The sequence below is a fragment of the Marinobacter adhaerens HP15 genome (assembly GCF_000166295.1).
In the GTDB taxonomy this organism is placed as follows: domain Bacteria; phylum Pseudomonadota; class Gammaproteobacteria; order Pseudomonadales; family Oleiphilaceae; genus Marinobacter; species Marinobacter adhaerens.
This window is the reverse complement of the sequence record NC_017506.1, coordinates 4,410,415-4,421,911: the sequence shown is the minus strand read 5'-3', so window position 1 is coordinate 4,421,911 and position 11,497 is coordinate 4,410,415. Positions and strand designations below refer to the sequence as shown.

The window sequence follows — 11,497 nt, the reverse complement described above, 5'->3', positions numbered from 1 at the left end:
GACAAACGCAACGCTTCGACGACGTGATCATCCAGCAGCTGATCAGCACCCTCACCGAGGTGAATGCCGACAACAGCGTGAAAGTCGTCATCCTGCGCTCCGAAGGCAAGCACTTCTCCGCCGGGGCCGACCTTGGCTGGATGCGCCGCATGGCCGAGAACAGCCGCCAGGAAAACCTGGATGATTCCCGGGAACTGGCGCGGCTGATGAACGTACTCAACCACCTGTCCAAGCCGGTGATCGGCCTGGTACAGGGCGCCGCTTTCGGCGGCGCGGTGGGCCTTGCCGCCTGCTGCGACATCGTAATCGCCACCGAGAAATCCAGCTTCTGCCTCAGCGAAGTGAAGCTCGGCCTGATTCCGGCCGTGATCAGCCCCTACGTGGTGCGCGCCATCGGCGAGCGCCAGGCCCGGCGGTACTTCATCTCCGCCGAAGTATTCACCGCCAGGCAGGCTCAGGAATACGGCCTCGTACACATCGTCTGTGACGATGTCGATGCCATGGAAGCCCGCTGCAACGAGATGCTCCAGCAACTGGCCATGAACGGGCCCGAGGCCATGAAAGCCGCCAAGGACCTGGTATTCGCCGTCAGCCACAAGCCCATCAACGACGACGTGATTGACGACACCGCACACCGCATCGCGGATATCCGGGTGGGTGAAGAAGGGCAGGAAGGGCTCAGCGCCTTCCTGAACAAGCGCAAGGCCAACTGGGTTCCGGAGGAAGAATAACAATGTTCAGCAAGATACTGATCGCCAACCGGGGCGAAATCGCCTGCCGGATCATACAAACCGCCCACCGCATGGGCATTCGCGTTGTTGCCGTCTATTCGGAGGCCGACGCCAATGCACGGCACGTGGCCATGGCTGACGAAGCCTTCCACATCGGCCCTGCACCCAGCTCCGAGAGCTACCTGCGGGCCGAAAAGATCATCGAGATTGCCAAAAAGAGCGGTGCCCAGGCCATCCACCCCGGTTACGGTTTCCTCTCGGAAAACACCGGGTTTGCCGAATCCTGTGAAGCCAACAACATTGTCTTCATCGGCCCGCCCTCCTCGGCCATCGCTGCCATGGGCTCCAAGTCCGCAGCCAAGGCCATCATGGAAAAGGCTGGCGTACCGCTGGTGCCCGGTTACCACGGCGACGACCAGTCGGTTGAAACCCTGCGGGCCGAAGCCGAGAAATGCGGCTTCCCCTTGCTGCTCAAGGCTGTTGCCGGCGGCGGTGGCAAAGGCATGCGCGTCGTGAACAACATGGGCGAGTTTGACGACGCCTTGGCCGCCGCCAAGCGCGAAGCCCAGAACGCGTTCGGCAACCCGGACATGCTGATCGAACGTTACCTGACCCAGCCCCGGCACGTGGAGATCCAGGTCTTCTGCGACCAGGAAGGCAAGGGCGTGTACCTGGCCGAGCGTGATTGCTCCGTGCAGCGCCGCCATCAGAAAGTCCTGGAAGAAGCCCCGGCCCCGGGCCTGAGCGAAGAAACCCGCAAGGCCATGGGTGAAGCGGCCGTGCGCGCCGCCCAGGCCATTAACTACGTGGGTGCCGGCACCGTTGAATTCCTGTACGACGTCGACGGTTCCTTCTTCTTCATGGAGATGAACACCCGCCTTCAGGTCGAGCATCCGGTCACCGAAATGGTCACCGGCCAGGATCTGGTGGAATGGCAGCTGAAAGTGGCCTGGGGTGATGCCCTGCCGCTGGAACAGTCCCAGGTGAAAACCCGGGGCCACGCCCTGGAAGCGCGGATCTACGCCGAAGACCCGGACCAGGACTTCCTGCCGGCCACAGGCAACCTGCGCTACCTGAGCACTCCGGATGAAAGCGCCCATGTGCGCGTCGACACCGGCGTGACCGAGGGCGACGACATCAGCATCCATTACGACCCCATGATCGCCAAACTCATCGTGTGGGACGAAACCCGCGACCAGGCCATCAACCGCATGGTTCAGGCCCTGGAGCACTACCGCATCGCGGGCGTGAAGACCAACATCCGGTTCCTGCACGCCCTGGCGGACGCCCAACCGTTCCGGGAAGCGGAACTGACCACCGGCTTTATCGACGATCACCGGGAACTGCTGTTCCCGAAATCCAAGCTGGATACCCATAAAGCCCTGGTACTTGCCGCCGGTTTTGTTCTGGAACAGCGCAAATCCCGGGAAGTGGTCAGCACCGACCCCTGGTCGCCCTTCGGTCGCCAGAACAGCTGGCGCATGAACTCGGAATTTGCCCAGCCGCTGCAGCTGCAGGTGGGTGAAGAGATTCACGATCTCAAGGTGCTGGAGCGCGACGATCGCTATCAGGTATTCGTTGGTGACAGCGTCTACAACCTTACGGCCCGTCTGGATGACGACTACCTGCAGGCGGTCATCAACGGCCATCGCATCAGCATCCACGGCAACCTGCACAACGACCAGCTGGTGCTGTTCTACGAAGGCGACACCTTCAACTGCACCGTGTACAAGGAAAGCTACGGCTTCGAGGAAATGGCCGGCGAAGGCAGCCTGGCCGCGCCCATGAACGGCGCCATCGTCGCTGTGCAGGCCAAGGTTGGCGACAAGGTCACCGCGGGCCAGAGCCTGGTGATCATGGAAGCCATGAAGATGGAACACGCCATCAAGGCCCCTGCCGACGGCGTGGTCACTGAAATCTTCTTCGCCGAGGGCGACCAGGTTTCTGAAGGTGCTGAACTGATTGCCATTGAAGTGAATGAAGAGGAGGCAGGCTGATGGCCTTTCCCAAACAGGTTCGCCTGGTTGAGATGAGCCCCCGGGACGGACTCCAGAACGAGCCCGGCCCGGTGATCGCCACCGCCATCAAAACCGGGCTGATCGACCGCCTGGCAGACAGCGGCCTGAGCCACATCGAGGCCGCCAGCTTCGTATCCCCGAAATGGGTGCCACAGATGGGCGACGCCGCCGAGGTGATGGCCGGCATCAACCGCAAGGCTGGCGTTCGCTACTCCGCCCTCACCCCGAACCTGAAAGGCTTTGAGGGGGCACTGGCGGCGAAGGCCGACGAAGTGGCCGTCTTTGGCGCCGCGTCCGAATCCTTCACTAAGAAGAACATCAACTGCACCATCGCCGAGAGCCTCGAGCGCTTTGCGCCGGTCGTCGAGGAAGCACGCAAACACGGCATCCCCGTGCGCGGCTATGTCTCAACCGTGATGGGTTGTCCCTACGAAGGTGACATTGCCCCGGAACAGGTGGCCACCGTGGCCAAGGCCCTGTACGACATGGGCTGCCACGAGATTTCCCTGGGCGACACCATTGGTGTGGGCACTCCGATCAAAGCCAAACGCATGCTCGAAGCCGTCGCTGCGCATGTGCCCATGGATAAACTGGCCGCGCACTTCCACGACACCTACGGCCAGGCACTGGCCAATCTGTATGCGGTGCTGGAAGAAGGCGTCAGCGTTATCGATGCCTCCGTCGCCGGCCTCGGCGGCTGTCCCTACGCCAAGGGTGCTTCTGGCAACGTCGCAACCGAGGACGTGCTATACCTGCTTAACGGCCTTGGCATCAAGACCGGCGTCGATCTTGAAAAACTGGTCGCCACAGGCGACTGGATCTGCAGCCAGCTGAACCGTCAAAACGGTTCGAAAGTCGGTCAGGCAACAGACTGTCAAGCCGGCTCATGAAAATAGGATTTGACTCATGAAAAACCAAACCACTCCCAGCCCTGATATTTTATGGTCGCCCTCAGAAGACACCCTGAAGAACTCCAGAATGGGCCAGTTCAAGGCCTGGTTGGAGCAGCAGGGCCTTGGTCCCTTTACCGATTACCACGCTTTGTACCAGTGGTCGATTGATGAGCTTGAGACCTTCTGGCAAAAGGTCTGGGATTACTGTGGTCTTGTCTGCGATACCCCGGCTGAAAAAGTACTGGGCAAACGTGACATGCCCGGCGCCGAGTGGTTCCCGGGCATGAAGCTGAACTTTGCCGCCAACCTGCTCCGGCTGGCGGATGGCGAACACGCCGACCAGGAGGCGGTCGTTGCCTACTGCGAAACTCGCCCGGTCCTGCGTAGGACTTACGCTCAACTCAAAGCGGACGCGGGCGCCCTGGAAGCCTTTCTGCGCGACAAGGGTATTCAACAGGGCGATCGTGTGGCTGGCGTTGTCACCAATGGCTACGAAGCCCTTGTTGGTATGCTGGCTGCGACAAGCATGGGTGCCATCTGGAGTTCTGCCTCCCCCGATTTCGGCATCGGGGCCATTCTCGATCGCTTTGGCCAGATTGAACCGGCAGCGTTGATCGTGGTGAATGGCTACGGCTATGGCGGCAAGGTATTCGCTCGCCAGCAGGACTTCGCAGAGCTGATTGCAGGTCTGCCTACTCTCAAATCGGTTGTTAGTGTCCAGCAATTGCCAGACGAGCCCCCGATTGCCGGAAACCTGGTTACCACCTGGGAAGACATGCTGGCCTACGGCAAAGGTAATGCACCCTCCTTCACGCCGCTGCCTCCGGATCATCCGGTGTATATCCTGTATTCCTCCGGCACCACGGGCAAACCCAAGTGCATCGTGCACGGCAATGCTGGCCTGCTGGTCAATCATGCCAAGGAGCTGATGCTGCACGGCGACGTTGGCCCCGAAGACCGGTTCCTGTACTTCACCACCTGTGGCTGGATGATGTGGAACTGGCAGGCCTCCGCCCTGATGACCGGCGCCGCCGTGATCACCGTTGATGGCTCTCCGGGTTACCCGAGCCTGAACTTTCTGTGGGACACCGTTGCGGAAGAGAAGGTCACCCACTTCGGAACCAGCGCCCGGTTCATTGCCGGCTGCCGAAAAGGCGAACTCAAGCCCGCAAAAACCCTGGATCAGAGCAAGCTGCGAGTGGTGTTTTCCACCGGCTCACCGCTGTTGCCGGAAGACTATGACTGGGTTTACAGCGATGGCGCCCCTGACGCCCTGCTCGGTTCCATTGCCGGTGGCACCGACATCTGCGGCTGCTTCGTCGGCTCAACGCCGCTGCTGCCGGTTCGCCGCGGCGAGATCCAGTGCCGCTTCCTGGGCGTCGACGCCGTGGCCTACGGCGACGATGGTCAGCCGGTCAGCGAAGGCCGGGGCGAACTGGTCTGCCGCCAGCCATTGCCCTCCATGCCGGTCAGCTTCTGGCAGGACCCGGGAGACGAACGCTACAAGGACGCCTACTTCAACACCTTCCCGGGTGTGTGGGCCCACGGCGATTTCATCGAGTTCACCGAGCACGGCGGCGCCATCATCTACGGCCGCTCTGACGCCACCCTGAACCCGGGCGGCGTTCGCATCGGCACTGCGGAAATCTACCGCCAGGTCGAAACCGTGGCGGAGGTCAAAGACAGCCTCGTGGTGGGACGCCAGATCGACGGCGACGTGGAAGTGGTTTTGCTGGTGGTCCCGGCCGCCGGCCAGGAAATCACCAACGATCTGCTTAAACAACTCAAGAGCCGAATCCGCGAGGGCGCCAGTCCACGGCACGTACCCAAGCGCATCGTGCAGGTGAACGATATTCCGTACACCCGCAGCGGCAAGAAGGTGGAGCTAGCCGTCGCCAGGCTAATTAATGGTTCCAAAAAGTCGGATAACCGCGATGCCCTGAGCAATCCCGAGGCGCTGGACGAGATCGCAGCAGCACTAACAGATGTTGGCCTCCTGTAACTAAAGGCACCTACACTTGTGAAAATCAACACTTCGATTAGCCGGTTAAAATTAACTTTCTTGAATTGTGGAGGGGCATAGTGGAACGCGAATCGATGGAATTTGATGTTCTGATCGTCGGCGGCGGCCCGGCGGGCCTGTCGGCAGCGTGCCGTGTCATGCAACTGGCACAGGAAGCTGGCGAGGAACTCACCGTATGCGTTGTAGAGAAAGGTTCTGAGATCGGCGCCCACATTCTGGCCGGTACCGTATTCGAGCCCACTGCCCTCAACGAACTCTTCCCGGACTGGAAAGAGAAAGGCGCCCCGCTCAACACGCCCGTTACCCGGGACGACATTTTCCTGCTGAAGAACCAGGACAGCGCCACCAAGATCCCGAATGCGTTTGTGCCCAAGAACATGCACAACCATGGCAACTACATTATCAGCCTGGGTAACCTGTGCCGCTGGCTCGCCGAACAGGCCGAACAGCTTGGCGTTGAGGTGTATCCCGGCTTTGCCGCGTCCGAAACCATCATTGAAGACGGTCAGGTAAAAGGCATCATTACCGGCGACATGGGCGTGGCCCGCGACGGTTCCGAAAAAGACGGCTACATGCCGGGCATGGAACTGCGCGCGAAATACACGCTGTTCACCGAGGGCTGCCGCGGTCACCTGGGCAAGCGCCTGATCAAGGAGTTCAAGCTTGATGAAGGCAAAGACCCGCAGCACTACGGTATCGGTATCAAGGAACTGTGGGATATTGATCCGGCCAAACACGAGCCGGGCCTCGTAGTTCATACCACCGGCTGGCCCCTGAAAGAAACCGGCTCCACCGGTGGTTCTTTCCTTTATCACCTCGAGAATGGCCAGGTATATGTGGGCCTGATCACCGATCTGTCCTACAGCAACCCGCATCTGAGCCCGTTTGAGGAATTTCAGCGGCTGAAGCTGCATCCGGAAATCAAGAAACACCTGGAAGGCGGCAAGCGCGTTTCCTACGGCGCCCGTGCAATCACTAAAGGCGGTTATAACGCCCTGCCCAAGATGAGCTTCCCGGGTGGTCTCTTGCTGGGCTGTGACGCGGGCACGCTGAACGGTTCCAAGATCAAGGGCTCCCACACCGCCATGAAGTCCGGCATGTTGGGCGCCGAGGCAGTTTTCGAAGCGCTGAAGGACGGCAAGAGCGGCGAAGAGATCAGCAGCTTCCAGAAGAAATTTGAAGACAGCTGGCTGTTCAAGGAGCTATACGCAGAGCGTAACTTCGGCCCGGCGATGCACAAGTTCGGCAATATAGTCGGTGGCGCCATCGCCTACTTTGAGCAGAACATCCTGCGCGGCAGCCTGCCGATTACCTTCCACGATACCACTCCGGATTATGCCACCATGAAGCCGGCAGCCGAGTGCAAGAAGGTGACCTATCCCAAGCCGGATAACACCCTGACCTTCGATCGTCTGTCCTCGGTGTTCATTTCAAACACCAACCACGAGGAAGATCAGCCGGTTCACCTTAAACTGACCGATCCGGACCTTCCGATCCGCGACAACCTGCCTAAATACGATGAGCCTGCGCAGCGCTACTGCCCTGCTGGTGTTTATGAAGTTGTCGAGAAAGACGATGGCAGCGGAAAGCGCTTCCAGATCAACGCCCAGAACTGTGTTCACTGCAAGACCTGCGACATCAAGGATCCTGCACAGAACATTAACTGGGTAACTCCGGAAGGGGGCGGTGGCCCGAATTATCCGAATATGTAGGTGACACCAAACCGTGAGATATAGCTTGTAATTACCCTTTTCAGAGGAGGCTCCATAAGCCTCCCTGACTTCCTACTGTGTGTCCATTTTGATTAAATCAAGCGATCCTAGAGAATCAGAGCATCTTAACCGCTTGCAAAGAAATTGGTGACAAGGCCTCTCCGTCAGAGATAGCGTATTCCTTTATCTGGCGCTTCATTTCCCTGGCCCAGAACTTAGTAAGATGTTGTGCAACAAATTGAATCGCCTCTTCACGACACTGCGTTGGCGCATTAATGCTGATTTGATTAACCATCTTAACTAAATGTGTCGTTTGATCACTGCTCACATTTATTTACCCCAATAAATTGCCAAATTCTACTCAATGCTTGCGCGTATAAATAACGTGCCTTCCCGGTCTTGCAAAGCCGATAAGAGTCATTCCGGCTTCCTCGGCCCGGCGAATTGCCAGTGCCGTGGCTGCCGAAACAGCAACCAGACAGCGAATGCCCACGCCCGCGCTTTTCTGGACCATTTCGAAACTGGCCCGACTTGAGATGAGCGCGAAGCCGTCGTTGAAAGCGTTGGGGCCATACCGAGCAATCCGCGCACCAATTAGCTTGTCCAGAGCATTATGCCGACCGATATCTTCCCGGATCGTCTGAATCATGCCCTCGCTGTCACACCAGGCAGCCCCATGGGTAGCTCCGGTTTCAGACTGCAGGGGCTGATGCTGCCGTAGTCCATGAAGGGCAACCTGAACAGATCGATTGTGGGGAGAAGTATGATTGGGCACCTCTTGAATAGGACGAACCGCTTGAGAGAGACTCTCGGTGCCACACAGCCCGCAGCCTGTTCGGCCGGCCATGTTTCGGCGCTGCTCCTTCAATCGTGCAAAACACTCGCCGGCGACATGCATCTCCAAAGTGATGCCCTGTTTACCAACCCCCACGTCAAGCTGGAAGAGTTGCTCCGGGCAATCAATAATCCCCTCGCTTAAGCTGAACCCAAGACCAAAATCTTCCAGGTCAGAGGGCGAAGCCATCATCACAGCATGAGAGATGCCGTTGTAGACCATAGCTACCGGAACCTCTTCTGCAACCTGATCACTATTCGGAGTGCCCTCAATCCCGCCGCAAACATCGACCGTCGTTTCGAATACGGTCGAAGGAAGAGCTTGCTCCTGTGTCCCAGGCGCCATCACCGCATCCTCTACCTTACTCAAAGGAAGCGACATCGGAGCGCTCCTCCTCGCCTGCCTTTGAATCCAATAACTGATGCTGGCGCTCGTCGAACTGCGCAAAGTGCCGTTGCCAGGCGGATGGCTGACTAACCTTCTCTACCTGCACCGCCGTGACCTTGTACTCAGGGCAATTGGTGGCCCAGTCCGAACTATCAGTGGTAATAACATTGGCACCGCTGCCCGGATGATGGAAGGTGGTCCAGACTACCCCGGGCAGCATGCGGTCACTTATTCGCGCCCGCAAAACTGTCTGCCCTACGCGACTTGAAACGCCTAGCCAGTCGCCTTCTCGAACACCGCGCAGTTCGGCGTCACTAGGGTGGATTTCCAGAACGTCCTCGCTGTGCCACTGGCTATTTTCAGTCCGCCGGGTTTGTGCGCCCACGTTGTACTGACTCAGGATACGTCCGGTCGTAAGCAACAGCGGGAACTTACGATTAGTTTTTTCCTCGGTAGCAACATACTCGGTGACCGCAAATTTGCCCTTGCCGATCGGGAAGTCGAGGGTGTGCATGGTAGGGGTTCCATCAGGGTGCTCGTCGTTACAAGGCCACTGGATACTACCAAGATCGTCCAGCCTGTCGTAACTGACTCCTGTGAAGGTCGGCGTCAGCCGAGCAATCTCGTCCATAATCTCGGACGGATGGTTGTAATGCATCGGATATCCCAACGCATTGGACAACGCCATGGTGACTTCCCAGTCTTCCATCCCGGCCACTGGCGCCATCACCTTGCGCACCCGGTTAATCCGTCGCTCGGCGTTGGTGAAGGTGCCGTTCTTTTCGAGGAAAGTGGAGCCCGGCAGCAACACATGAGCGTACTTGGCGGTTTCGTTCAGGAAGATATCCTGCACAATCAGACAATCCAGCGAACTGAGTGCCGCCTCCACATGCTGGGTGTTGGGATCGGACTGGGCAATATCCTCGCCCTGCACATACATGGCCTTGAAACTTCCGGCAATGGCGGCATCAAACATGTTGGGAATTCGCAGGCCCGGCTCGTTGTCTATGACCACATTCCATGCATCCTGGAACTTGGTCCGTACCGCCGAATCGCCCACATGCTGGTAGCCGGGCAGTTCGTGAGGGAAGGAGCCCATGTCGCAGGAGCCCTGAACGTTGTTTTGTCCCCGCAGCGGGTTCACCCCCACACCTTCACGGCCAATGTTACCGGTGGCCATTGCCAGGTTGGCGATACCCATCACCATGGTGGAGCCCTGGCTGTGCTCGGTGACACCCAGGCCATAGTAGATGGCTCCATTATGCGCTTCGCCATACGCCCGCGCGGCCTGACGCACCAAGTCGGCAGACACACCGGTGACCACCTCCAGGGCTTCCGGAGAATGGCGTTCCTCGGCAATGAAATCCCGCCACTGGTTGTATTGTTTGAGCTCACACCGGCTTTCGATGAACCCTTTGTCTTCCAGCCCCTCGGTCACAATCACATGGGCCAGCGAGTTGATCATCGCTACGTTGGTACCCGGACGTAACGGCAGGTGAATGCCTTCAGTGCCATGGGGCGTTTTCAGCAGATCGATGCGGCGCGGATCAATCACGATCAGTTTTGCGCCCTGGCGAAGACGCTTGCGCATCTGGGAGGCAAACACCGGGTGGGCATCGGTAGGGTTGGCACCGATCACCACTATGGTGTCGGCCTTCATAACGGAATCAAAGGTCTGTGTTCCCGCGGATTCGCCCATGGTGGTCTTCAGACCAAAGCCGGTGGGGGAATGACAGACACGTGCACAGGTGTCTGTGTTGTTGTTGCCGAACGCCGCGCGAATCAGCTTCTGCACCAGATAGGTTTCCTCATTGGTACAGCGGGAAGACGTAATACCGCCGATGCTTTCCCGACCGTATCTTGCCTGGGTGTCTTTGAGCTTCTTGGCAGAAAACTCAATGGCCTCTTCCCAAGTCACAACTTGCCAGGGGTCGTCGATCGACTCCCGGATCATTGGCTCCTTGATCCGGTCCTTGTGAGTGGCATAGCCGAACGCAAAACGCCCCTTCACGCAGGAATGACCTTGGTTGGCATCGCCACCCTTGTAGGGAACCATGCGCACCAATTGGTCACCTTTCATTTCTGCCTTGAACGAGCAGCCCACACCGCAGTATGCGCAAGTAGTGACCACACTGTGCTCTGGCTGGCCAGCGTCGATCACGCTCTTTTCCATTAATGTGGAGGTGGGGCAGGCCTGCACGCAGGCACCGCACGAGACGCACTCGGAATCCATGAACGGATCGTTCTGGCCGGCAGACACCTTGGAGTCGAAACCACGGCCGTCGATGGTCAGGGCAAAAGTGCCCTGCACTTCCTCACAGGCGCGTATGCAACGGGAGCAGACAATGCACTTACTGGGGTCGAAGCTGAAATAGGGGTTGGAGTCGTCCACCTCCACATCGAGATGGTTCTCACCCTCAAATCCATAACGGACTTCCCGAAGCCCCACGGCGCCGGCCACGTCCTGCAGTTCGCAATTGCCATTGGCCGGACAGGTCAAGCAGTCCAACGGGTGGTCTGAAATATACAGCTCCATGATGTTGCGCCGGAGCTTCGCCAGCTTGGCGTTCTGAGTGGTGACAGTCATGCCTTCGGACACCGGAGTGGTACAGGAGGCCGGATAGCCGCGTCGGCCCTCGATCTCCACCGCGCACATGCGACAGGAACCGAAGGCTTCGAGGTTGTCCGATGCACACAGCTTGGGAATATTGATACCCGCCAGGGTGGCTGCCCGCAGTACCGAGGTTCCTTCTGGCACGGCGATATCGGTGCCGTCTATGGAGAGGCTGACTAGAGTTTCTGAATTACTGGGCGGCGTACCATAGTCGATATTGGGATTCAGGCCGCTCGTGTCGGGATCAAAATATTGCAGCATTGTTATTGCCTCCACTCGCGTTG

Annotated in this window: 7 protein-coding genes and 1 pseudogene; 5 read left to right on the top strand and 3 right to left on the bottom strand. The window is 58.6% G+C overall.

Annotation, left to right across the window (positions count from 1 at the left end):
- Positions 1-14: 14 nt before the first annotated feature.
- The 5 genes and pseudogenes from HP15_RS20625 to HP15_RS20605 all read left to right on the top strand — a co-directional run.
- Positions 15-731, top strand: a pseudogene (locus HP15_RS20625) (enoyl-CoA hydratase-related protein); the annotation flags it as partial.
- A 2-nt stretch (positions 732-733) separates the two neighbouring features.
- Entirely contained in the window at positions 734-2,728 is a 1,995-nt protein-coding gene (locus HP15_RS20620) for an acetyl/propionyl/methylcrotonyl-CoA carboxylase subunit alpha (RefSeq protein ID WP_014579286.1), read from the top strand.
- A complete protein-coding gene (locus HP15_RS20615) occupies positions 2,728-3,639 on the top strand; it encodes a hydroxymethylglutaryl-CoA lyase (protein ID WP_014579285.1) in 912 nt (303 codons plus the stop codon). The genes HP15_RS20620 and HP15_RS20615 overlap by 1 nt, the downstream gene beginning before the upstream one ends.
- A 16-nt stretch (positions 3,640-3,655) precedes the next feature.
- On the top strand, positions 3,656-5,644 hold the full coding sequence (locus HP15_RS20610) for an acetoacetate--CoA ligase (protein ID WP_014579284.1): 1,989 nt from the start codon (positions 3,656-3,658) through the stop codon (positions 5,642-5,644).
- Positions 5,645-5,724: 80 nt separating this feature from the next.
- The gene (locus HP15_RS20605) at positions 5,725-7,377 is read left to right on the top strand and encodes an electron transfer flavoprotein-ubiquinone oxidoreductase (RefSeq protein WP_014579283.1); all 1,653 of its coding nucleotides are present in this window, start codon (positions 5,725-5,727) and stop codon (positions 7,375-7,377) included.
- A 115-nt stretch (positions 7,378-7,492) separates the two neighbouring features.
- Here HP15_RS20605 and HP15_RS20600 read toward each other — a convergent pair whose 3' ends face one another.
- From HP15_RS20600 to fdhF, 3 genes are read right to left on the bottom strand one after another with little or no spacing between them, the layout of a single operon-like run.
- Positions 7,493-7,705: a formate dehydrogenase subunit delta gene (locus tag HP15_RS20600; RefSeq protein ID WP_041646015.1), complete on the bottom strand. Its 213-nt coding sequence runs from the start codon at positions 7,703-7,705 to the stop codon at positions 7,493-7,495.
- 33 nt (positions 7,706-7,738) lie between these two features.
- Positions 7,739-8,593 (bottom strand): formate dehydrogenase accessory sulfurtransferase FdhD, encoded by an 855-nt coding sequence (fdhD, locus tag HP15_RS20595; RefSeq protein WP_014579282.1) that lies wholly within the window; start codon positions 8,591-8,593, stop codon positions 7,739-7,741.
- Positions 8,574-11,474, bottom strand: coding sequence for a formate dehydrogenase subunit alpha (gene fdhF / locus HP15_RS20590; protein WP_014579281.1), 2,901 nt, complete (start codon positions 11,472-11,474; stop codon positions 8,574-8,576). Before fdhF ends, fdhD begins: the two co-directional genes overlap by 20 nt.
- Positions 11,475-11,497: the final 23 nt, after the last annotated feature.

What these genes read in the sequence shown, in the direction of transcription:
- fdhD (WP_014579282.1), bottom strand. Translation starts at nt 8,593, where the DNA reads ATGTCGCTTCCTTTGAGTAAGGTAGAGGATGCGGTGATGGCGCCTGGG.
- fdhF (WP_014579281.1), bottom strand. Translation starts at nt 11,474, where the DNA reads ATGCTGCAATATTTTGATCCCGACACGAGCGGCCTGAATCCCAATATC.
- HP15_RS20615 (WP_014579285.1), top strand. Translation starts at nt 2,728, where the DNA reads ATGGCCTTTCCCAAACAGGTTCGCCTGGTTGAGATGAGCCCCCGGGAC.
- HP15_RS20610 (WP_014579284.1), top strand. Translation starts at nt 3,656, where the DNA reads ATGAAAAACCAAACCACTCCCAGCCCTGATATTTTATGGTCGCCCTCA.
- HP15_RS20620 (WP_014579286.1), top strand. Translation starts at nt 734, where the DNA reads ATGTTCAGCAAGATACTGATCGCCAACCGGGGCGAAATCGCCTGCCGG.